Raw genomic sequence first — 22290 nt, forward strand, 5'->3', positions numbered from 1 at the left:
CTGTTGCGCCGCCACCCGCTGATCACCCGGCAGTCCGGGTGCCCCATTCCTGGCCCTGATCGTTTCGCGCGATCGTTGGCGCCTCACACGGGTTCCTGAAACTCACCTTGCCCCCGGTGCGCCGCCAGCGCGTGCGCCCGGACCCACCCTCTTGCTGTCTGTACACAAGGAGACACCCGTGCCCGTACCCGGGCAGACCGGTGGTCCGGCAGCCGTCGAACTCCGCGGTGTGTCCCGGACCTTCGGACGAGGTGCGTCCGCGCGCCCCGTCCTCGCCGGGATCGATCTGGAGATAGCGGCCGGTGAGACCGTCGCCGTGCTCGGTCCCTCCGGCTCCGGGAAGTCCACGCTGCTGCGTCTCGTCGCAGGGCCGGACACGCCCACCGACGGAACCGTGCTCGTCGACGGCGAGCCGGTACGCGACATGGACCGGCGGGCGGCCGTCGTGTTCCAGGACGCACGCCTCATGGCCTGGCGCAGCATCGCCTCCAATGTGGCCTTCGGACTGCCGAGGACCGGGATGCCGCGCGCGGAGCGGCGGGCCGAAGTGGCGCGCTGGCTGGAGGTGGTGGGCCTGGAGGGTTTCGGGCGGCACCGGCCCAGTCAGGTCTCCGGCGGCATGGCGCAGCGCGCCGCGCTGGCGCGCGCCCTTGTCCGCAGGCCCGGTGTGCTGCTGCTCGACGAACCGTTCGCAGCACTGGACGCACTGACCCGGCTGCGCATGCAGGACCTCCTCGACGAAGTCCGAAGCGCCGCCCGCACCACCATCCTCCTCGTCACCCACGACGTCGACGAGGCCCTGCAACTCGCCGACCGCATCGTCCTGTTGAGCCCGGGCCCCGCCGCATCCATCACCGCCGCCCTCGACGTACCGGTGCCCCGCCCGCGCGAGCGCGGCGACCTCGAACTGGTGCCGCTGCGCACCGATCTCCTGCACCGCCTCGGCGTCGGCCGTACCCAGGTCACCTCCCCTTCCCTGTCCCTTCCGTCCCTTCCGCACAAGGAGCCCCTCCGATGAACCGCCGCACCTTCGCCGCCGCCCTCGCCTCCGGTCTGCTGCTCCTGACCACGGCCGCGTGCGCCGAGGGCGAGGACTCCTCCGGCAGGGCCGGCACCGGCAACGACGTGGCAGCCGAGGGCACCACTGAACTCCGCCTCGACTGGGCGTACTACAACCCCCAGAGCCTCGTCCTCAAGGACAAGGGCTGGCTGGAGGACGCCCTCAAGGCCAAGGGAATCGACAACGTCAAGGTGAGCTGGACCCAGTCCCTGGGCAGCAACAAGGCCAACGAGAACCTGCGCGCCGGCGCCATCGACTTCGGCTCCACCGCCGGCACCCCCGCGCTGCTGGCGCGCGCCAACGGCACACCCCTGAAGACCGTCGACGTCTACAGCCAGCCCGAATGGTCATCGCTCGTCGTCGCCAAGGGCTCGAAGCTGGACTCCGTCGAGGACCTCAAGGGCAAGAAGGTCGCCGTCACCAAGGGCACCGACCCGTACTTCTTCCTCCTGCAGGCGCTCCAGACCGAGGGCCTGGACGCGAGTGACATCACCGTCGTCAACCTCCAGCACCCTGACGGCAAGACGGCCCTCGAACGCGGTCAGGTCGACGCCTGGGCCGGCCTCGACCCGTACCTCTCCCAGAGCCAGATCGACAACGGCTCCAATCTCATCTACCGCAACCTCGACTTCAACTCCTACGGGTTCCTCAACGTCTCCGAGAAGTTCCTCGACGCCCACCCCGACCTGGTGCAGGTCGTGGTCGACAGTTATGAGAAGGCCCGGGCCTGGATCGAGAAGAACCCGCAGGCGGCGGAGAAGATCCTCGCCGACACCGCGAAGATCGAACCCGCCGTCGCCGCGCAGCAGCTGACCGAGCGCACCCGTCTCGACATCTCGCCGGTGCCCGGCGCCGCCCAGACCAAGGTGCTCGAGCGGATCGCACCCCTGCTGGTATCGGAGCACCTCGTCGCCGACGCGAAGGACGTCGGCCAGGCCCTCGACACGCTCTACGCCCCCCAGTTCGCCCGCAAGGCCGCCGCGTCGTGAGCGGCATCACCGCCGCCGCGGTCGTCCGGTCCCGGTGGGGCCGTACGGCACTGCGCGCGGCTGCGGGTCTGCTGCTGCCCGCGGCGCTCCTGATCGCCTGGCAGCTGGCGGCGACGTCCGGTACGTACACGCGCAGCCAGCTCCCGCCGCCGGAGGCCGTCCTGGACGCCGCCCGGAGTCTCCTCGACCGGGGCGAGCTCCAGCACCACATCGCCATCAGCGTCCAGCGGGTGCTGATCGGCTTCGCCGTCGGCGCCTCGCTCGGTCTGCTCCTGGGCGGCCTGGTGGGCCTCTCCGGGGCCGCTCGGGCCGCCCTCGCCCCGACCGTCCAGGCGATACGTGCCGTGCCCTCGCTGGCGTGGGTCCCGCTGCTCCTGCTGTGGCTCGGTATCGGGGAGACGCCGAAGATCACGCTCGTGGCGATCGGCGCCTTCTTCCCCGTGTACACGACGGTCTCGGCCGGCCTCGACCACGTCGACCCGCGCCTGAGGGAACTGGGCCGCGCCTACGGCAGGCGCGGCCCCGCCCTCCTCGCCCAGGTCCTGATTCCGGCCGCTGCGCCCGCCGTGCTGTCCGGGCTGAGACTCGGGCTCGCACAGGGCTGGCTATTCCTGGTCGCGGCGGAACTCATCGCGTCTTCCATGGGCTTGGGCTTCCTGCTGATCGACAGCGAGAACACCGGCCGCACGGACATCCTGCTGCTCGCGATCGTGCTGCTGGCCCTCCTCGGCAAGGCGAGCGACGCCCTTCTGGGGGTGGCGGAGCTGCAGGTCGTACGCCGATGGAGCTAAGCGGGTGCGGTGAAGTCCGGTGCGGTTCGGCAGCGTCCGAAAGGGGCGCGGGGCTGTGACATGTGCGGCTCCGCCGCGTGGGCGCGACCAGCCACGACGGACCCGCAGGCGACGCACCGGACTTCCAGCGGAGCGCTTAGGCACCCGCGTCCGCCGACGCGGTCGGCCAAGGGCCGGACAGGAAACCGAGGACCCCGGCGACGAACGGCCGTTCCCGGCATGGAGAGGTGTATGGACAACCTCGTTGGGTCCGGCCGCGCACGATCTCGGCAGCCGGCCCGCTCTCCGCGGGGCGTGGATAGGCGTTGTGGACGATAGCGGGCAGCGTCATGGTTTGCGTGCGGTGTTCGACGAGGCGGCGGAGGCGTACGACGCACGAGGCCGGTCTGTCCTCCGCGGTTGTTCGACGATCTGGTCGGCCTCGCCGGGCTCGCCCCTGGAGACCAGGTGGTTGCGATCGGCAGTACGGGCGGCCCCCCGGCACCCCTACACCGCCGGCCTGCTCGCCTCCGAGCCCTCCCTCGAGAAGCGCTTCTCGGAACTTTCGACGATGCCGGGATCCGTCCCGCCGCCGGGCGCCCGAACGGAAGGCTGCCCCTTCGCCGCACGCTGCGCGCACTTCGCGCCCCAGTGCCGCACCACACCGCTGCGCCTCGTGTCCGCCGCAGAGCCGTCTCCCGGCACAGTCCCGCATCTGTCAGCGTGCCTGCGGCTGGCGGAGATCCGGGACGAACTGACGGTTCCCCGCACGCCGGCTGTCCTGGCCGCGTCAGCGGATCCCGGGGTGGCCGCACCCGCCGGCAGCCTGCGGATGGCGGCGGTCACCAAGTCGTTCCGCACGCCCACCGGTGACCACCTGGTCCTGCACCGGGTCAGCCTCGAGGTGCCGCAGGGCATGGTCACCGCGCTGGTCGGCGAGTCCGGCTCGGGCAAGACCACGCTCGCCCGCATCGCCGTCGGCCTGGAAACGTACGACGAGGGCGAAGTGGAGGTCGAGGGCCTCACTCTGGTTCCCCGCCGGCAACCCGGCACGGCCCAGCGGCGCCTGCTGGCGCAGCGCGCGCAGATCGTGTTCCAGGACCCCTACTCCTCGCTCAATCCGCTGCGTACCGTGGGCGCCGCCCTGCGCGAGGCCCTGACTGTGGCACATGCGGATCGCGGCGCGCCCACCGACGTGGCCGGCCTCCTGGCCGATCTACCGCTCGCGGCTGCATCCGCACGCGCAGAGTCAGGTCAGCACCCACGGGCCCGGATCCATGGAGTACGTCATGGTGGTCGAAGGCCGGGTGACCCTGTTCACCGATGGAGTCCCACACCTGCTCGAGGCCGGTGATGCGGCACGCTTCTCCGGCCAGACTTCGCACTATTACCTCACCCAGGAGTCCCCTGCCGTCACGCACAGCGTCGTGGCCTACCCGCGGGACTGACTGCCGGGACGTGCGCGCTTTCGACCCCTGCCGCCGCATCTTGCGCCGGGAACCCACGCGCCGGCGAGGATCTCGAATGTCGGCACGCGCGCGTCGGCTGCCATCACGCCGCATGCTCTGCTCGGCTGACCGGATTCACAGGACTGCCAGCAGCCCGCGGCTTCCTGTGGCCACTGGTGATCGGGCAGGACCAGAGCGCCTGGACGGTGCAGGTGGCGCTGTCGTCCTTCACCACGTCCCAGGTCATCAGGTTGCACGAGCTGTTCGTCGCGGCGGCCGTGTCGATCCTGCCGTTGCTGGTCGTGTTCCTCTGCTTCCAGCGGTGGATCGTGGCTGGAGTGGAGCGGTCGGGGATCGGCTGAGGGCTGCAGCGAGCCGCGGCCGTCGACCACCAGGTCCGTGCCGACAACGGACACCGCGTCGTCGGAAGCCAGTTACGGCAATCATTCACCGAGCCGGAACACGTGCCGGTGCGCCCCGTGGCGCCGCACGTCACGGGTGGGCCGCGAGCAGCGCGCGACCGCGGCCGCCGTCCGCGCGCCGCGGTGGGTGCCCGGCTTCCGGCTCCGGCTGTGCCTGCCACGGTGGCACCCACGCGTCCAGCGCTGCGAGCCGCCCCTCAGCAGGCGCGGATGGACTCGATCCAGGTTCGGATGGCCTCGGGGTCACCCAACTCGGCCCGGTGGACGACGAGTTCGCGACCCAGCAGCAGTGTCTGGCGGGAGGCGGGGACCTGGAGCGGGTCTGGCAGTGTCGTCAGGTCGGTGAGGTGCGCGAAGCCGATGATGCGGCGGATGATCTCCGTACCCGCGAAGCCGACCGACTCCGTCCAGACACGGTCCAGGAACCGGTCCAGGTAGGCCTCGTCGAAGAAGGTGTCGACGCGCGACGGCCAGAGGCGGCGGAACTCGGCCTCGAATGCCTCCCAGCTCAGTCGCAGTTGGGCGGCGTGGTCCCCGCCGGCCCCGAGCGCGTGCGCGCGGGCCTCGGAGACGAGGACGTTCGCCCAGTACAGGCCGAGGTCGTAGCCGATCGGACCGACGAAGGAGAACTCGGGGTCGAAGACCCGTACGACATCAGCGTCGTCTCGTCGGCCGACCATGATGCTGCCGGTGTGCAGGTCGCCGTGGAGCAGCGCCTGGCCGCTCGTCATGAAGGTGTGGCGGAGGTCGGCGACCTCGGTGCGGAGGCGGGTGTCGGCGCGGAACTCGGCGGCCAGGTCGTCCAGTTCCGGGTGCCAGTGGTTGTGCTCGTGCTCGATGTACGGCTCGGAGAGCACGACATCCTCGGTGATCTTGCACAGCTCGGGGCTGACGGAGGCCGCGATCAGCGCCTTACGCTCGGCGGACGCCATACCGAAGTCGCTGGTGGCGAAGGAGAGCTGGGCGACGAACTCGCCGATGCGGCGGGAGGTGTCCGGGCCGTAGGAGGCGCCGTCGTTGAGGAGCGTGCGCAGTACCTCGAGGTCCGACATGTCCTCCATGACGAGGGCATGGTTCTCGGGGTCGTAGCCATGGATGGCCGGGATCTTGTCGGGGGCGACGCGGGCGACCTGGGCATAGGCGCGGGCCTCGGCGTCGGCGCGGTCGGGGTTCATCGGCCAGGACGGCCCGGCGACCCGCACCCAGGGCAGGGCCTGCTTGACGGCGAGGCTGCGGCTGCCGTCCGGGGCGGCGGCGAGGAAGACCCGGTTCATGTTGCCGTCGGAGACCTCGCGGACGGCGATGTCGCAGGTCGCGTCCCAGTGGCCGCGCTCGCGCAGGTAGCCCGGGATGTCGTCGGTCTCCAGGATGCGGTAACCCATGGTGTCGGTTTCCTTATGCGGTACGGGAGCTTGGGCCTTGTTACGGAGCTTGGGCCTTGTGCGATGCGGCGCTCGGGCTTCATGGGGTGCGGCGCTTGGACAGAGTGAAGCTGAAGACGAGGGCCAGGATGAGGACGGCGCCCTCGACCACGTCCTGCGTGTAGTACGGCAGGCCCTTGATGGTCAGGCCGGTGGTGATGATCCCGATGAGCACGGCGCCCAGGGCCGTGCCCCATACGTTGGGCCGGCCGCGGCCGAGGACCGAGGTGCCGACAAGGGCGACGGCGACCGCCTCCAGTAGCTGCGACGTACCGGCGGAGACATCGCCCTGGCCGATGCGGGAGGCCAGGATGAGCCCGCCGACGGAGGCGAGGACACCCGACAGGACGTATGCGAGGGCCCGGTACGCGCCTACCCGGATGCCGGCCAGTCGGGAGGCCTCGGGGTTGGCGCCGATCGCGTAAAGAACCCGGCCCCAGCGGGTGCGGGCGAGGAACACCCACGCAGCCACCGTCAGCACACCGAAGATGACCACGGAGATCGGCACGCCCGCGACGGTGCCGCGGTCGATCGAGAGGAAGCCGTCGGTGAACTTGCCGGGTGCCGTCGTACCGTCGGGCAGCGTCATGCCGGGCGTGATGGACTGCCCGTCGACCAGGATGAGTTTCGTGCCCTGGATCACGAACATGGTGCCGAGGGTGGCCAGCATGTCGGGGATCCTCAGGACGACGATCAGCAGGGCATTGAGCAGTCCGGCGAGAGCACCGGCCGCGATGACCGCGATGACGGCGACGGCACCCACCTGGTTGTAGGTGACCATGGTCTTGGCGGCGACGGTGACCCCGAGACCGGCGACGGCGCCGACCGACATGTCCATCCCGCCGACGGCCATGGTGAGGGTGACCCCGAGGCCCAGGATCGCGGCGACGGAGACGTACCGGAGGGTGTCGAGGAGCGTCGCCGAGTCCCGGAAGGACGGCTCCGTCAGCGAGAAGAACGCGAAGAGCGCCACGGTGACGAAGATGAAGCCGTACTTGATGATGGCGTTCTGGATGTGCGGGCCGGCCGCGGCCCGCGACGGGTTCGCCGTCTTGGGCGGGGCGGTGGCGGTCTGGGTCGTGGTCATGCCGTACGACTTTCCGGGCTGGGCATCGGTCGGATGCCGGTTCCTGGGCGGGGCATCGGTCGGATGCCGGTTCCTGAGCGGGGTATCGAGTGCGATGCGGTTCCTGGGCGGGGCATCGCCCGTATGCCGCTTCGGCTGTGCAGCGGCCGGACGCCGCTTCCTTGGCGGGGCATCAGACGGACGCCGACAGGGTCTGGATGACGCGGTCGCGCTCTGCGTCTTCTCCGTACGCGTCGAGGCGGATCTCGCCCGCGGCGAGGACGACGACCCGGTCGGCGACCTCGAGGACCTCGTCGACGTCCGCGGAGAGGACGACGACCGCGGACCCATCAGCGGCCAGGGCGCGGGCCCTGCGGCCGATGTCGCGGCGGGCGCCGATGTCCACACCCCGGAACGGTTCGTCCAGGATGAGGACGCGCGGGCTCTCGGCGAGCCAGCGGCCGACGACGACCTTCTGCTGGTTGCCGCCGGAGAGCTGCTCGACCGTGCTGTGCTCGTCGCGGGCGACGATGCCGAGCCGCTCGATGGTGTCGCGGCCCTGCCGGTCCTCCTTCGCATGGCTCACCAGGCCCGCCTTGGACAGGGACCTGAGGAACGGCAGCGAGATGTTCCGGGCCAGCGACCAGCCGGGGATCAGCGCGTCGGCGTGCCGGTCCTCCGGTACGAGGTGGACGCCGCGCCGAATCGCGTCGGCGGGCCGGCGCGGCCGGAAGGGTTCGCCGTCCAGTTCGACGACTCCCTCGGTGAAGGGTTCGGCGCCGAACAGGCCGCGGGCCAGCTCGGTTTTGCCCGCGCCAAGGAGGCCGACGACGCCGGTGACCTCACCGGCCCGGATGTCGAGGTCCTGGGGAGCGCTGCCGGGCAGCAGCGGTACGCCGCGCAGGGAGACGGCCACGTCGCCGGTTCCGCCGTTGCCGTCGGTGGGGCGGGCGGTGCCGGCGCCCTGCTCCTGGGCGAGCATGGCGCGCAGGGCCCGGTCCCAGTCGAAGGGGCGCGCCTGGTCCTGCGTGAGACGGCCGTCTCGCAGAACGACCAGCCGGTCGGCGAGCGCGTCGATCTCGCCCAGCCGGTGGGAGACGTACAGCACGGCGATGCCGTCGTCCCGCATCCGCTCGACGAGGGCGAACAGCCGCTCGGCCTCGGCGGCGGAGAGCGCGGAGGTCGGCTCGTCGAGGATCAGCAGACGTGGGCGGGTGGCCAGGGCGCGGGCCAGGATGAGCAGTTGCCGGTCGGAGATGCCGAGTTCGGTGACGTCCTGGCGCAGGAGTGCGTCGCTCCAGCCGAGGTCGAGCGCGGACTGGATCTCGCGGGCGCGGGCGAGCAGCCGCCGTCCGTCGAGGAAGGGGTTTCCGCGCCGCTGCGCGAGCTCCTCGAAGACCAGGTTCTCGGCGACCGAGAGGCCAGGGACGATGCCCTCGCCGATGCGTTGGTGCACGGTCTGGATGCCCAACCGGCGGGCGGCCAGCGGTGACTGGAGTGCGGCGGGTTCGCCGGATACGAGGACCTGGCCGCCGTGGTCCGTGCGCACCCCGGACAGGATCTTGATCAGGGTGGACTTGCCCGCTCCGTTGGCCCCCAGCAGCGCGACGACGCTGCCGGGGGCGATGTCCAGCGACACGGAGGCGAGGACGGTCTTGCCGCCGAACGCCATGCTGACGTCGCGCAGCGAGACCGCGGCCGTCTCCCCGGGTGCGCCGGCGGACGGCTCTGGTGATGTGCCGACGGCTGTGTCTTCCGGTGCGCCCGCGGGCCGCTCCGGCGATGCGCCGACGGCCGTGTCCCCCGGTGCGCCCGCGGGCCGCTCCGGCGGTGTTCCGACCGTCATGTCCTCCGGTGCGCCGACAGCCGTCTCGGCCGATGCGTCGGCATGCGGCTCAGTGGGCGACATTCGGGATCCAGTCGGCAGCGCTGGCCTTGGCAAGGTTCAGGGCCGGGAGCGCCTCGCGCAGCTGGTCCATGTTCTCGATCTTGTTCTTGCGCAGGAAGTCCTGGGTGATGGCGACCGCCGGGAACTCGACCGAGGTCGTGTTCAGCTGCCCGGCCAGTTCCAGCGCCGTGGTCCGCACGACGGCCGCGCCGACCGCCGACGGGTCGGTGCCCGCGGTGGCGACCCAGGGGCTGCCCTTCTCGGTCATGGCCTGGATGTCGGCGTTGGAGACGTCCGCGCCGAAGACCTTGACCTTGTCCGCCAGCTTCTTGTTCTGGACCGCGAGGACCGTGCCCTTGGCCAGTTCGTCGTACGGGGCGAAGATGCCGGTCACGTCGGAGTGCTGGGTGAGCGCGGCGCTGACCAGCGGGACGTTGTCGGTGGCGGTGGAGTCGGTGACCTTGCCGACCTTGAACGCCTGCTTCCAGCCGTTGGTGTCGGTGGTCTTCTTCCAGACGCTGTCGCGCTTGTCGAGGGCGGCGTAGCCCGCCACGTTGACGTATCCGACCTTCTGGTCCTTGCCGAGCTCCTTCGCCATCACGTCGAGGACGGCGGAGGCCATGCTGGCGTCGTCCTGCTTGGTGCTGACGACCTTGTCGTTGGTGGTCTCGACGTCGTAGACGACGACCTTGATGCCCTTCTTCACGGCCTTGTCGATCTCGGGCTGGATCGTGGCGGGGAATCCGTGGTCGACGATGATGGCCTGCGCCCCGGAGTTGATGGCCGCGGACAGGTCGGTGGCCTGCTTGGCGTTGTCCGCCTGGGCGTCGTAGACCGTCAGGTCGATACCGAGGGCCTTGGCCTGCGCCTTGGCGCCGTTGCCCCACTGCTCGAAGTAGTCGCCGGCGCCGCTCTGCCGTACCAGGGCGACCTTGACGGTGCCCTTGCTGAACGGCGCGGGCTTCTCGGCGGTGGCGGCGGATGCGGATGCGGCCGAATCGCCGGAGTCCTTGGAGGCGTTCGACGACTGCGAGCAGCCCGCTACGAGGAGGACGGAGGCGGAGGCGAGGGAAAGCGCGGCAAGGGGAAATCCGGTGCGGGACATGAGTGGCTCCATGACGGTTGAGCAGGGAAGGGGACGCCGGGCCGGAAACACCGGACAAGAGGGAAGGACGCGCCACGCCGGGTGCGCCTGTCGTCTCACTGGCCGCGCATCGGCACAGCGAACGAACTCACACAACGCCGAGGGCGGTTGAGGGCTCCGGGGAAGCTCAGCGACAGCTGGTTGTGGTCGACCGGAGCAAATCCACATACAGCCGCCGCACGAGCAGCAGCATCGTCATATGCAGATCATGTGAGCGATTTCAGCCAGGCGTCAAAACACAAGTCGCCAAATACCAACAAGTGAGACAACGACTTCGTCACACCCCGCCAGTCGGCGGCCTGGAGTTACCATCCCAGGAACCGGCATCCGACCCGGGACAGTGAGGCCCCCCATGACGACACCAGGCGCGACAGCGATGCGACGCTGTCCCTGCGCGGCGTGTCGCGGGTGATCCAAGCCCCACGTCCCCGCGCAGTCCGCCGCTCCCGTCGCTGGGGCCTCTCCCCGGCAAACCAGTCCCGGTCCCGGTGCCCGACCCGCATCCGGACTTCCCTTCCAGCTCTTGGAGTTCTCATGACGCTGCTGACGACTTGGCCGGAATCCGGCCCCGAGACCGTGGTGCGCCGCACCTCGGACCCCGCCGAGATCGCCGCCGCCCTGGCGCCGCTGGGGGTGCGCTTCGAGCAGTGGCCGATCCGCGAGGACGTCCCCGCGGATGCCGACAGCGACACCGTCTTCGCCGCGTACGGCGCTGAGATCGACAAGCTCAACGCCGAGGAGGGCTTCACCACGGTCGACGTGCTGGGGCTGCACCCGAGCGACGACCCCGAGTACCCGGTGAAGGCGAAGGCCGCGCGGGAGAAGTTCCTGCAGGAGCACACGCACGACGACGATGACGAGGTCCGCTTCTTCGTCTCCGGCTCCGGCATCTTCTATCTGCACGTAAACGGCGAAGTGCACGCCGTGTACTGCGAGAAGGGCGACCTGCTGGGCGTGCCTCGCGGTACCACGCACTGGTTCGACATGGGCACCAGGCCCTCCTTCACCGCGATCCGCTTCTTCCACGAGGAGGATGGCTGGATCGGCAACTTCACCGGCGACAGGATCTCGGAGCGCTTCCCCGACTTCGACACCATCGCCGCCGGATACGAGAAGGACCGGGCAGCGGCGTGACCCACCTGTTCGACGTGGACTCCGTGGTGCTCGACATCGAGGGCACCACGAGCGCCACGGGGTTCGTCGTCGACGTGCTCTACCCGTACTCGCGCGCCCGGTTCGCGGCACTGCTCGCCGAGCGGAGCGAAGAGCCAGAGGTGGCGCGCGCCGTCGCCCAGGTGCGTGAGCTGCTCGGCGAGCCGGACGCCGACGCCGTACGCATCGAGAAGGCGCTGAACGCCTGGCTCGACGAGGACCGCAAGGCGACCCCGCTCAAGACCCTCCAGGGCATCGTGTGGGCGGAGGGCTTCGCCCGCGGCGACCTCACCTCGCACTTCTTCCCGGACGTGGTTCCGGCGCTGCGGCGCTGGCACGCGGCGGGCGTCCGGCTGCACGTGTACTCGTCCGGTTCGGTGGCCGCGCAGCGCGCCTGGTTCCGCAGCAGCCCCGAGGGCGACCTGCTGCCGCTGGTCGACGGGTTGTACGACACGGAGAACGCCGGGCCCAAGCAGTCACCGGAGTCGTACCGGGCGATCGCGGACGCGCTCGGCGCCGCGGACCCCGGCCGTCTCCTGTTCCTCTCCGACCGGCCCGGCGAGCTGGACGCGGCCCGGGAGGCGGGCTGGCTGACCGTGGGTGTACGGCGCCCCGGGGAGCCGTACTACGAGCAGGGCGTCGGCAGCCACCTTCAGGCCGGCGTCTTCGACGACATCACCATCGCAAGGAGCACCACGTGACCGCCGAGATCTCCGCACTCGACCTGGAGGAGGCCGGGGCCGTACTGGCCGCGGAGGCGGCCAGGTTCGCCTCCTTCGGCTGGATGCGTGGCACCTCGGGCAACCTGTCCGCGGTTCTCTCCCGCGATCCGCTGCGGCTCGCGGTCACCGCGAGCGGCCACGACAAGGGTGAACTGACGGCCCGTGACGTGGTGCTGGTGGACGGCGCAGGCGCGGCGGTCCACGGCGGCAAGCCCTCGGCCGAGGCCGAGCTGCACGCGCGCGTGGCGGCGCTGACGGGCGCCGGGGCGGTCGTGCACGTGCACACGGTGGCGTCGGTGGCGATGGGCCGCCGGGAGCCGGGCGGCATCGTCTTCAAGGACCTGGAGATGCTCAAGGGCGTCGGCCAGCCGGCGCACGACGTGGAGGTCACCCTCCCGGTCATCGCCAACAGCCAGGACATGAAGGAGCTGGGCGACCGCCTGGAGGCGGCGCGCGACCCCCGTATGCCCGCGGTCGTCGTGGCGGGCCACGGCCTGTACGTCTGGGGCGCGGACCCGCGTCAGGCACGACACCACACGGAAGTTGTCGAGTGGCTGCTGGAGCTGGAGCTGGCGGGGCGCTGACCGGCACAGCGAAGGGCGCCGTCGCTCCTGAGGAGCGGCTGCGCCCTTCGGCGTGCGTCAGACCGTGCGTCAGGCCAGGTGGTCCCCTGGGAGTTCGCCCGCCGCCACCTGAAGGACGCCGCGCTCCGTGACGAGGGCCGTCACCAGACGGCCAGGCGTGACGTCGAAGGCCGGGTTGTGGCCGCGAGAGGCGGCGGGAGCGGTGCGGACGCCCGCCCACTGAAGTATCTCGTCCTCGCCGCGCAGTTCGATGTGGATGTCCGCGCCGCGCGCCGTCGACAGGTCGACGGTCGTGGTGGGCGCAGCAACCACGAACGGGATCCCGGCGTCGGCGCAGGCCAGGGCGACACCCACGGTGCCGACCTTGTTCGCCGTGTCCCCGTTGGCGGCGATCCGGTCCGCTCCGACGATCGCCGCGTCCACCTCGCCGCGCAGGATCGTGCCCGCGGCGGCGCCGTCCGCCTGGACGTAGTGGGGGATGCCCTCCTGCGCCAGCTCCCAGGCGGTGAGCCGGGCGCCCTGCAGCAGCGGCCGGGTCTCGTCGGCGTACACCGCCTCGATCCGCCCGCGCTGGTGCAGTTCGCGGATGACGCCGAGCGCCGTGCCCCAGCCTGCGGTGGCCAGCGCGCCCGTGTTGCAGTGCGTCAGGATGCGCAGCGGGCGGTCCCCGGCTCGGTCGGCTGTCCGCTTCAGCAGCCAGTCGGCGCCGTACGCCCCCATGGCACGGTTGGCCTCGACGTCCTCGCGCTGGACGGCCGCGGCTTCCTCGAGCACCGCGCCGAGTCCTTCGTCGAGCCGCTGCCGGACGCGATCGACGCAGACGGCGAGGTTGACGGCGGTGGGCCTGGCCTCGCGTATCCGGGAGACCGCCGCGAGCAGCTGCTCGCGGTCCCAGCCCTCGCGCTCGCCCTGCTGCAGGGCCAGCGCCACGCCGTACGCCCCCGCCGCACCGATCGCTGGTGCGCCGCGCACCACGAGCCGCTTGATGGCGTCCACCAGAGCGTCCACGTCGCGGACTTGAAGGATCTCGGTGCGGTGCGGAAGGGCGGTCTGGTCGATGAGCGCGAGACCGTTTTCCGTCCAGTCGACGGCGCGAAGTTCCTGGGGCATAGCGGGGCACTCCTGATGGTCCGAGATGCGCGCCACCGTACATGACCTGGAGCAGCCACAGTTCGAGACGGTCGCGCAGGTGTCCGGATTCCGGTGTTACTCTCCTGCACCCACAGCCCGAGTGCCGATGCGAAGGAGGACGTGTGCTGCTGACGATGCGCCGCTTCCTCGACCACGGCCGGTGCGCCAGCGACGGCTGTCGCTGCTGAACGTCCGTTCGGCGCCGCCGTTCTTCCTGACCTCCCCCTCTCCTTCAGCCTCTCGGCGCTGCCGCACGCGTGCGCTGCCCGACGTCCCCGGAAGGCCATCGACGATGACTCGCAGAACCCGTTCCCTCCAGCTCGCCGCGGTCGCGGCCGGTACCGTCCTGCTCGCCACCGGCTGCAACGCCGCCGCGAAGGACAGCGCCGACGACGCCGGCACGAGCGGCGGGAAGTCCTTCACACTGGTCACCCCCGACCCGGTCGGGCAGAACGAGTTCCTCAAGCTCGCGGTCACGGGCCTGAAGTCCGCGGCGAAGGCGCACGACGGGTCGCAGAAGGTCTATCAGAGCTCCGACACCGCCTCGCAGCAGCAGAACGTGCAGGCCGCCGTCGACGCGAAGCCGGACGTCATCGTCCTGGTCGGCTTCGAGTTCGCCGACATCGTCGCGCAGCAGGCCGAGAAGAACCCCAAGCAGCCGTTCCTGATGGTCGACGCATGCACCACGAAGACGTTCAAGAACGTCAGCTGCGCGGTGTTCCGTGAGCACGAGGGCGTCTATCTCGCGGGTGCCGAGGCCGGGCTGCTCAGCAAGAGCGGCAAGGTCGGCGCGGTCGACGTGCTCGACACGCCCCAGTTCCGGCGCTTCAGCGACCCGTTCGCGGCCGGTGCCAAGCAGGTGGCCCCGAAGACGTCGACCTCGACGCGCTTCGTCGGCGGCCAGTCCCCGTTCGACGACTCTGCGCGCGCCAAGGAGCAGGCGAACTCCCTGCTCTCCAAGGGCTACGACCACCTCATGGCCGCGGCCGCGGCCGGCAACTACGGCGTCTTCGAGGCCGCGAAGGCCAAGGGCGCGTACGCGTACGGCGTCGACGTCAACCAGTGCCCCTCGGCGCCCGGCACGGTCGTCGACAACGTCATCAAGCGGACGGACGTCGCCGTGGAGAAGGGCATCGAGCAGGTCCTCGACGGCAAGACGGGCACGACCGTCTCGTACGGCCTGAAGGAGGGCGGCATCAGCCTCACCGGGCTCGAGGACGGTGTGGAGGACTCCCAGTGCGTCATCGCCGAGCACAAGGACGTGCTGGAGAAGGTCGAGAAGCTGCGCGACCAGATCGTGTCGGGAAAGCTGACGGTCGATGACCCGGCAGCCAAGTGACCGGTCGGCCGGGACCGCCGAGGTCCCGGCCGAAGGCCTCTCCACCTCCGAGGGCCCATCGGCCGTCGAACCGGGGGACGCCCCCGCCCACGCCCCCGCGGCCGTCGAACTCCGCGGCATCACCAAGCGCTTCCCCGGCACCCTCGCCAACGACGCCGTCGACCTGACCGTCCGCCACGGTGAGATCCACGCCCTGATGGGCGAGAACGGCGCGGGCAAGTCCACGCTGATGTCCGTGCTGTACGGCATGGAGCGGCCCGACGCCGGTTCCATACGCATCGACGGGCGCGAGGTGTCCTTCAGCGACCCGGGGGACGCGATGGCCGCCGGGCTCGGCATGGTCCACCAGGGCTTCAAGCTGTTCGAGTCGCTGACCGTCGCCGAGAACGTCGTCTACGCGGCCGAGCCGCGTCGCTTCGGTCTTGTGGACCGGGCCGCCGCGCGCAGGCGCGTGCGCGAGCTCGCCGAGGAGCATGGCCTCATCGTCGCCCCGGACGCGGGGGTCGGCGACCTGCCGGTCGGGCTCCGGCAGCGTGTGGAGATCCTCAAGCTGCTGCACCGCGGCGCCCGTACGCTCATCCTCGACGAGCCGACCGCCGTGCTCACGCCCGCCGAGGCCGACGCCCTGTTCGCGGTGCTCAAGTCGCTTGCCGCACAGGGCCGTACGGTGATTCTCGTCACGCACAAGCTGCGCGAGGTGCTCGAGGTCAGCGACAACGTGACGGTGCTGCGCGACGGCCGGGTCGCCGCCCGCCTGCGGACCGCCGAGACCACCGCCGACGAGATCGCGGCCGCGATGACCGGCCGCGCCGTGGAACTGGACCGCGTGCACCCGCCCGGCACGCCCGGGGATGTCGTCCTCGACGTCTCCGGGCTCAGCGCGGGCGACGCCGTACGCGACGTCGACCTGACCGTCCGCGCCGGCGAGATCGTCGGCATCGCGGGCGTCGCGGGCAACGGCCAGAGCGAGCTGATCGAAGCACTGGCCGGGCTGCGGCCCGTCACCTCCGGCCGCGTCACCCTCTCCGGGCAGGACATCACGCACGCCTCGGCGGCCGACCGCCGCACCGCGGGCCTCTCGTACGTCCCCGAGGACCGGCACGCGGTGGGCACCGCGCCCGCCGCGTCCGTCGCGGACAACCTGGCCATGGGTCATCACCGTACGGCGCTGTCCTCGCGGCGCGGCCTGCTGCCGCCCACCGCCGCACGGGCCCATGCGCGGCGCCTCGTCGAACGCTTCGGCATCAAGGCGTCCACGCCCGAGGTGCCCGCATCGGCGCTGTCCGGCGGCAACCTGCAGAAGCTGCTGATCGGACGCGAACTCGCCCACGACGCCCCGCTGCTGCTGGTCGAGCAGCCCACCCGGGGCGTCGACATCGGCGCGATCCAAAACATCCACGACGAGCTCATCGCCTACCGCGACGCGGGCCACGCCGTCCTGCTGGTCTCCGCGGAGCTCAGCGAGATCCACGGGCTCGCTGACCGGGTCCTGGTGATGTACGAGGGCCGGGTCGGCGTCACGTACGCGAAGGACGAGGCGGACGAACGCACCCTCGGCCTGGCGATGGCCGGTGGCACGGCGCAGCAGCCCCAAGCCGCCACGCAGGACGGAGACGGAGACTGACATGGCCCGCATACCGGACCTGGCCGCTCTATCGAAGGCCCTCCGCTCCCCCGTCACCTTCTCCGTCCTCTCCGGAGTCGTCATCGGCGCGCTGTTCCTCATCGGCACGGGTGCCGATCCGCTCGCCGCGTACGGCGCCGTCATCGCCGGATCCCTCGGGGCCGAGGGGATCGGATCGACGCTGAGCACCGGCACCAGTGTGCTGGGCATGGCGCTCGCGCTGGCCGTACCCCTGCGCGCCGGGCTCATCAACCTCGGCGGAGACGGCCAGTTGGTGCTGGGCGGGATCGCCGCCGCCGTCACCGGGCTGTACTCGCCGCTGCCCGCGCCCCTCACCGTGGTGCTCGCGCTGCTCGCCGGGATGGCCGCGGGCGCCGCGTACGCCGCACTCGCCGCACTGTGCGAGAACCACTTCGGGGTTCCGCTCCTGGTGAGCAGCCTGCTGCTCAGCTATCCGGCGGCCAGCCTCGCCTCCTACCTGGTCCGCTATCCGCTCAAGGAGCCGGGCTCCAGCCTTCCGCAGACGCGCCGGCTTCCCGAGGGCGTGGCGCTGCCCGCCTTCGGCTCGTCGACCGTGACAGTCGGGCTGCTCCTGGTAGTGCTCGCCGCGGCCGCGTACTGGTTCACCGACTCCCGTACGGCCATCGGCTACGAGATCCGCATGACCGGCCTCAACTCCCGCTTCACCGCCTACGCGGGCGTGGAGCGCAAGGGACTGACGCTGCGCCTGATGGCGACATCCGGCGCGCTGGCCGGGCTCGTCGGCGCGATCGGCGTGCTGAGCTTCCCGTACCGGTTCCTCGACGGCGCGCTCACCGCACCCGGCTACACCTGGACAGGCCTGACTGCCGCACTGCTCGCGGCCGCCGCCCCGCTTGGCACGGTCCTCGCGTCGTTCTTCTTCGCCGTGCTGCAGGTCGGCGGGCTCTCCATGGAGCGCACCACCGAGGTGCCCCGGGAGCTGACCCAGGTGCTGCAGGCCATCGTCATCGTGTTCCTGGCGGCCCGGCTGCGCTTCCCGCGCAGGCGGAAGAGCACCGACCGAGAGCCCGTAGCCCAGGGGGAGTTCGCCTGATGTTCCTCGACTCCGATCTCCTCATGTCGGCGCTGCGCGCGCTCACCCCGATCCTGCTGGCCGCGCTCGGCGGTGCGCTGTGCGAGCGCGCGGGCGTCTTCAACATCGGCCTCGAGGGCATGATGCTGGTGGGCTGCTTCACCGCCGTGTCCACCAGCTGGTTCACCGGCAGCCCGTGGCTCGGCGTGCTCGCGGCCGCGCTGGCCGCCGCCGCGTACTCGCTGATCCTCGCAGTGGGCGCGGTGACGCTGCGCGGTGACGCGGTGGTCCTGGGTGTGGCCGTGAACCTCCTCGCCGTGGGCCTGACCAGCTTCCTTCTCCGTACGGTCTTCGGGGTGCAAGGCACCTTCGACGACCCGGACCTCGCCGGACTCCCGCTCGTCGGAGGCTTCTCGCCGCTGACGTATCTCGCGTGGGCCGCCGTGGCGGTCGCCACCGTGCTGCTCTCCCGGCACGTCTGGGGTCTGCGCCTGCGGGGTGTCGGCGAGGCCCCGGACGCCGCGGCGACGCTCGGCGTGAGCCCGGTCCGCTACAAGTACGCGGCGGTGCTCGTGTCCGGTGTTCTGTGCGGGCTCGCCGGGGCCCAGCTCGCCCTCGGCAACGTCACGTTGTTCTCCGAGAACATGACGGCGGGGCGCGGCTGGATCGCGGTCGTGGCCGTCATGCTCGGCCGCGCCCTGCCGCTCGGCGTGCTGCTCGCCGCGCTTCTGTTCGGTCTCGCGGAGGCCGCGGGCTTCCGCCTCCAGGGCCTCGGCCTGCCGCAGCAGGCGACCGACGCCGCCCCGTACATCGTCACGCTCGCCGCCCTCTTCCTCACCACGGCCCGGCGCCGTGGCCGCACCACCCGTACCACCCGTTCTTCCGGAGCCGCCTCATGACGCACGATCTGCTGCCCGTCACCCGCATACCCCGCACCGGCCTGCCCCCGCGCGCCCTGGTCGTCGGCGACCCGGCGCGTGCAGCGGCCGTCGCCGCACTGCTCGACGGAGCCGAGGAGGTCTCGTACCACCGCGAGTACCGGGTGTTCAGCGGCAGTTGGAAGGGCCTGCCGGTCGCCGTCGCCTCGCACGGGGTGGGTGCGCCGGGCGCGATCCTGCTCTTCCAGGAGCTGGCGGACGCGGGGGTCCGCACGTTCCTGCGGTTCGGGACCGCGGGCGCGATGAAGCCCGGAATCGCCGACGGGGACCTCGTGATCGCGGAGGCGGCCGTACGCGACGACGGCGTGACCCAGCAGCTGCTGCCGCCCGAGTACCCGGCCGTGTCCGCGCCCGAGGTGGTCTTCGCGCTCCAGCGCGCGGCACGCGAGGCGGGCGCCCCGCACCACCGGGGCATCGTGTGGACCAGGGCCGCCTTCCAGCCGGGCCTGATCCCCCTCAACGCGTACGACGGGGCCGGGCTCGCCGCGATCGAGATGGAGCTGTCGGCGCTGCTCGTGACCGCCTCGCTGCGCGGGCTCGTCGCGGGCGGCATGCTCGTCGTGGACGGCGCGAACGCGGATGAACTGGTCGACGAAGAGGCCACCGGCGGATACAACCCCCACCGCGAGGTCGTGACACAGGGCGTGGAGCGCGGCGCCGTCGTCTCGTTGGAGGCGCTGCGACTGCTGGCGGAGGAAGAGGACGCGGCATGACCGTCCCTGCCGACCTCCTGGTCCACGGCGGCGACATCCTCACGGTCGACGACGCCGGCACCCTGGTACGCGACGGGGCCGTCGCCGTCCGCGACGGCGAGATCCTGGCCGTCGGCCCCGCGGAGGTACTGCGCGCCCGGTACGCGGCCGACGGCACCCTCGACGCGACCGGCTGCCTGGTCATGCCCGGCCTCGTCAACACCCACACGCACCTGGCGATGACGCTGCTGCGCGGCCGCGCCGACGACGTGACGCTGCAGGGCTTCCTCGAACGGGTGATCCGCTGGGAGGCCGAACTGCTGTCGCCGGAGAACGTCGAAGCCGCCGTGCGCGTGGCCGTTGCCGAGAGCGTACGAGCGGGCGTGACCTCGGCGCTGGACATGTACTGGTATCACGAGGCGGCCGAGCGAGCCTCCCGGGAGTCGGGCTGGCGGCTGCACACCGGCCCCACCTTCATGGACGTACCGGACCCGGCCGACGGCATCGCGTACGAGGACCGGCTCGAGTGGGCCCGCCGCGACCTGGCAGCACGCCCGGCACGGCCCGGCACCCGGCCCGTCCTCTTCGCGCACTCGACGTACACCCTCTCCCCCGACCAGCTCACGGACATCGCCGCGCTGGCCCGGGACTTCGGCGCGCTGCTGCACATCCACGCCGCGGAGAACGCCACCGAGGTCGCCACGGTCGAGGCCGCGCACGGCAAGCGGCCCGTGGAGCTGCTGGACTCACTCGGCCTGCTCGGCCCCGACCTGCTGCTCGCCCACGCCGTGGACCTGACCGGACCCGAGATCGCCGCGCTGGCCCGCACCGGCACGTCGGTCGCCCACTGCCCGGTGTCGAACCTCAAGCTCGGCTGCGGGATCGCCCCCGTGCCCCGGCTGCTAGGCGCGGGCGTGACCGTCGGACTCGGTACGGACGGCGCGGTCAGCTCCAACACCCTTGACCTGCTGGGAGCGGTGCGGCAGGCCGCGCTGGTGCACAAGGCGGGGGGCGACCCCACGGCGGTCGGCGCTCAGCAGGCCATGCGCATGGCGACCATCGAGGGCGCCCGCGCGCTCGGCCTTGACGCGCATCTGGGCTCCCTGGAGCCGGGCAAGCGCGCGGACCTGATCGTGCTGGGCCTCGACCGGCCCCATCTCACGCCCCGCCACGACGCGTGGTCGATGCTCGCCTACTCCGCGCAGTCCTCCGACGTACGCGACACGGTCGTCGACGGACAGGTACTGATGCGCGACCGCGCGCTCACCACCCTTGACGAGACCGCCGCCCTGGCCGACCTCGAGGCTCTGTCGAATCTGGAGGCCCTGTCAGACGTGGAGACTCTGCCATGACCGTCACCCGAGGCTTCACCGGACGCTCCCGCGCGCAGGACCGCGATCCGCGGCTGCCACCCGGCCAGTACGACGCCGGGGACTCCTGGCCCGTACTGTCCGCCGAAGTCACCCCCCACCTCACGCCCGCCGAATGGACATTCCGCATCGACGGCCTGGTGGCCGAGGAGCGCACCTGGTCCTGGAACGAGGCGCACCAGCTTCCGCCGTCCGTGTACGAAGGCGACATCCACTGCGTCACCAGCTGGTCGAAGTTCGGGGTGCGGTTCGGCGGGGTGTCCCTGGACAGGTTCCTGGACCTTGTCCGCCCCCACCCCACCGCCACACACGCCGTCGCGTACGCACACACCGGGTACACGACGAACCTTCCGCTGTCCGACCTGACGGGCGACCGCGCCTGGATCGCCTGGGAGTTCGACGGGGAGCCGCTGGCCCCCGAACACGGCGGACCGGCACGGCTGCTCGTGCCCCATCTGTACTTCTGGAAGAGCGCCAAGTGGATCGCGGGCCTGCGCATCCTCGACCATGACGAGCCGGGCTTCTGGGAGCAGAACGGCTACCACGCGCGTGGGAACCCCTGGAACGAGGAGCGGTACGCCGGTGACTGAGACCTTCACGCCCCCGACCCGGTTTGCTGTGCCGGGGCGGATCGCCGTGAGCAACCGTGCTGCGGCGACCTGGCAGCCGGCCCGCCTCATAGCGATCCGCCGTGAGACGCCGCGCGCCTCGACGTTCCGGTTCGCCGTGCCAGGCTGGGCGGGTCATCTGCCCGGCCAGCACCTGATGCTGCGCCTGACGGCCGCCGACGGCTACGTCGCCCAGCGCCACTACTCCATCGCCTCACCGCCCGACGACACCGGCCACGTCGAGCTCACCCTCGACCATGTCGAGGGTGGCGAGGTGTCCGGATGGTTCCACCAAGTCGCCCGGCCCGGCGACACCGTCGAGGTGCGCGGCCCGCTCAGCGGGTTCTTCGCCTGGCCCGGCGACCGGCCCGCGCTGCTGCTCGGCCCCGGCTCCGGCGTCGTACCGCTGATGTCGATGGTCCGCCACCACCGCCTGCGCCGACTGACCGTCCCGATACGCCTGCTGGTCTCGGCGCGCGCACCCGAAGACCTGATCTACGGGGACGAGTACGGGGACGAGACCACCCCTGTCTTCACGCGTACCGCTCCGCCCGGAGTGCGCCCCGGCCGCCTCTCGGCCGCCCACCTCGAGCCGTACCTCGAGCAGCCGCCGGCTGCGGGCTGGGAGGCGTACGTCTGCGGCTCCAACGGTTTCGCGGAGCACGCCTCCCGGCTGCTCGCCGAGCTGGGCCAGCCCGAGGAGCGGATCCGCATCGAGCGCTTCGGCTGACCCCAGGGGCCGGACCGCATGGCGGACGGCCAACCGGCGTTCCCGTCCGGGCTCCCTCGATCCTGCGGTACTCGAACCGCTCGGCCGGCTCCCAGACTCAGCGGTTCTTCCGGCGGCGAGTCGATCACAGCGACGTTC

At 71.4% G+C, this 22290-nt stretch carries 21 protein-coding genes and 1 pseudogene; 17 read left to right on the forward strand and 5 right to left on the reverse strand.

Annotation, left to right across the window (positions count from 1 at the left end; genetic code table 11):
- The first annotated feature begins 178 nt into the window (after nucleotides 1-178).
- The 6 genes and pseudogenes from H1D24_RS06920 to H1D24_RS06940 all read left to right on the forward strand — a co-directional run.
- A complete protein-coding gene (locus H1D24_RS06920) occupies nucleotides 179-1018 on the forward strand; it encodes an ABC transporter ATP-binding protein (protein ID WP_220136474.1) in 840 nt (279 codons plus the stop codon).
- Nucleotides 1015-2049 carry an aliphatic sulfonate ABC transporter substrate-binding protein gene (locus H1D24_RS06925; protein ID WP_181656500.1) on the forward strand — a complete coding sequence of 345 codons (1035 nt, stop codon included), beginning with the start codon at nucleotides 1015-1017 and terminating at the stop codon, nucleotides 2047-2049. Before H1D24_RS06920 ends, H1D24_RS06925 begins: the two co-directional genes overlap by 4 nt.
- The gene (locus H1D24_RS43505; RefSeq protein ID WP_220136475.1) at nucleotides 2046-2840 is read left to right on the forward strand and encodes an ABC transporter permease; all 795 of its coding nucleotides are present in this window, start codon (nucleotides 2046-2048) and stop codon (nucleotides 2838-2840) included. The genes H1D24_RS06925 and H1D24_RS43505 overlap by 4 nt, the downstream gene beginning before the upstream one ends.
- A gap of 451 nt (nucleotides 2841-3291) precedes the next feature.
- Nucleotides 3292-4173, forward strand: a complete 882-nt coding sequence (locus tag H1D24_RS06935) for an oligopeptide/dipeptide ABC transporter ATP-binding protein (protein WP_181656501.1) — start codon at nucleotides 3292-3294, stop codon at nucleotides 4171-4173.
- Nucleotides 4097-4267, forward strand: coding sequence for a cupin domain-containing protein (locus tag H1D24_RS42150; protein ID WP_258563893.1), 171 nt, complete (start codon nucleotides 4097-4099; stop codon nucleotides 4265-4267). The genes H1D24_RS06935 and H1D24_RS42150 overlap by 77 nt, the downstream gene beginning before the upstream one ends.
- Nucleotides 4268-4416: 149 nt before the next feature.
- Nucleotides 4417-4629, forward strand: a pseudogene (locus H1D24_RS06940) (carbohydrate ABC transporter permease); the annotation flags it as partial.
- Between the two features lie 257 nt (nucleotides 4630-4886).
- Here the strand turns inward: H1D24_RS06940 and mtnK are convergent.
- The 4 genes from mtnK to H1D24_RS06960 all read right to left on the reverse strand — a co-directional run bounded on the left by mtnK (nucleotide 4887) and on the right by H1D24_RS06960 (nucleotide 10169).
- On the reverse strand, nucleotides 4887-6071 hold the full coding sequence (gene mtnK, locus H1D24_RS06945; RefSeq protein ID WP_181656502.1) for an S-methyl-5-thioribose kinase: 1185 nt from the start codon (nucleotides 6069-6071) through the stop codon (nucleotides 4887-4889).
- Nucleotides 6072-6150: 79 nt separating this feature from the next.
- The gene (locus tag H1D24_RS06950) at nucleotides 6151-7197 is read right to left on the reverse strand and encodes an ABC transporter permease (RefSeq protein WP_258563894.1); all 1047 of its coding nucleotides are present in this window, start codon (nucleotides 7195-7197) and stop codon (nucleotides 6151-6153) included.
- Nucleotides 7198-7369: 172 nt separating this feature from the next.
- Entirely contained in the window at nucleotides 7370-8848 is a 1479-nt protein-coding gene (locus tag H1D24_RS06955; protein WP_181656746.1) for a sugar ABC transporter ATP-binding protein, read from the reverse strand.
- Between the two features lie 223 nt (nucleotides 8849-9071).
- Complete coding sequence (locus H1D24_RS06960) at nucleotides 9072-10169, reverse strand: substrate-binding domain-containing protein (RefSeq protein WP_181656503.1); 1098 nt, start codon at nucleotides 10167-10169, stop codon at nucleotides 9072-9074.
- 573 nt (nucleotides 10170-10742) lie between these two features.
- Between H1D24_RS06960 and H1D24_RS06965 the strand changes: the two genes are divergently transcribed.
- From H1D24_RS06965 to mtnB, 3 genes are read left to right on the forward strand one after another with little or no spacing between them, the layout of a single operon-like run.
- A complete protein-coding gene (locus H1D24_RS06965) occupies nucleotides 10743-11342 on the forward strand; it encodes a 1,2-dihydroxy-3-keto-5-methylthiopentene dioxygenase (protein WP_181656504.1) in 600 nt (199 codons plus the stop codon).
- The gene (gene mtnC / locus H1D24_RS06970; RefSeq protein WP_181656505.1) at nucleotides 11339-12061 is read left to right on the forward strand and encodes an acireductone synthase; all 723 of its coding nucleotides are present in this window, start codon (nucleotides 11339-11341) and stop codon (nucleotides 12059-12061) included. The genes H1D24_RS06965 and mtnC overlap by 4 nt, the downstream gene beginning before the upstream one ends.
- Nucleotides 12058-12666 (forward strand): methylthioribulose 1-phosphate dehydratase, encoded by a 609-nt coding sequence (gene mtnB, locus H1D24_RS06975; RefSeq protein WP_181656506.1) that lies wholly within the window; start codon nucleotides 12058-12060, stop codon nucleotides 12664-12666. The genes mtnC and mtnB overlap by 4 nt, the downstream gene beginning before the upstream one ends.
- 69 nt (nucleotides 12667-12735) lie before the next feature.
- Here mtnB and mtnA read toward each other — a convergent pair whose 3' ends face one another.
- Complete coding sequence (gene mtnA, locus H1D24_RS06980) at nucleotides 12736-13776, reverse strand: S-methyl-5-thioribose-1-phosphate isomerase (protein WP_181656507.1); 1041 nt, start codon at nucleotides 13774-13776, stop codon at nucleotides 12736-12738.
- Nucleotides 13777-14089: 313 nt separating this feature from the next.
- Between mtnA and H1D24_RS06985 the strand changes: the two genes are divergently transcribed.
- Genes H1D24_RS06985 through H1D24_RS07020 form a run of 8 tightly spaced genes read left to right on the forward strand, consistent with a single transcriptional unit; the run spans nucleotide 14090 to nucleotide 22152 of the window.
- Nucleotides 14090-15136 (forward strand): BMP family ABC transporter substrate-binding protein, encoded by a 1047-nt coding sequence (locus H1D24_RS06985; RefSeq protein ID WP_181656508.1) that lies wholly within the window; start codon nucleotides 14090-14092, stop codon nucleotides 15134-15136.
- Complete coding sequence (locus tag H1D24_RS06990) at nucleotides 15117-16760, forward strand: ABC transporter ATP-binding protein (protein WP_181656509.1); 1644 nt, start codon at nucleotides 15117-15119, stop codon at nucleotides 16758-16760. Before H1D24_RS06985 ends, H1D24_RS06990 begins: the two co-directional genes overlap by 20 nt.
- Nucleotide 16761: 1 nt before the next feature.
- On the forward strand, nucleotides 16762-17835 hold the full coding sequence (locus H1D24_RS06995; protein WP_181656510.1) for an ABC transporter permease: 1074 nt from the start codon (nucleotides 16762-16764) through the stop codon (nucleotides 17833-17835).
- Nucleotides 17835-18713 carry an ABC transporter permease gene (locus H1D24_RS07000; protein WP_181656511.1) on the forward strand — a complete coding sequence of 293 codons (879 nt, stop codon included), beginning with the start codon at nucleotides 17835-17837 and terminating at the stop codon, nucleotides 18711-18713. The genes H1D24_RS06995 and H1D24_RS07000 overlap by 1 nt, the downstream gene beginning before the upstream one ends.
- Entirely contained in the window at nucleotides 18710-19465 is a 756-nt protein-coding gene (locus H1D24_RS07005) for a nucleoside phosphorylase (RefSeq protein WP_181656512.1), read from the forward strand. Before H1D24_RS07000 ends, H1D24_RS07005 begins: the two co-directional genes overlap by 4 nt.
- Nucleotides 19462-20796, forward strand: coding sequence for an amidohydrolase (locus tag H1D24_RS07010; RefSeq protein WP_181656513.1), 1335 nt, complete (start codon nucleotides 19462-19464; stop codon nucleotides 20794-20796). The genes H1D24_RS07005 and H1D24_RS07010 overlap by 4 nt, the downstream gene beginning before the upstream one ends.
- Nucleotides 20793-21404, forward strand: coding sequence for a sulfite oxidase-like oxidoreductase (locus H1D24_RS07015; protein ID WP_181656514.1), 612 nt, complete (start codon nucleotides 20793-20795; stop codon nucleotides 21402-21404). Before H1D24_RS07010 ends, H1D24_RS07015 begins: the two co-directional genes overlap by 4 nt.
- Complete coding sequence (locus tag H1D24_RS07020) at nucleotides 21397-22152, forward strand: ferredoxin reductase (RefSeq protein WP_181656515.1); 756 nt, start codon at nucleotides 21397-21399, stop codon at nucleotides 22150-22152. The genes H1D24_RS07015 and H1D24_RS07020 overlap by 8 nt, the downstream gene beginning before the upstream one ends.
- Nucleotides 22153-22290: the final 138 nt, after the last annotated feature.

It is taken from the genome of Streptomyces himalayensis subsp. himalayensis, from assembly GCF_013778455.1.
Classification (GTDB): Bacteria; Actinomycetota; Actinomycetes; order Streptomycetales; family Streptomycetaceae; genus Streptomyces; species Streptomyces himalayensis.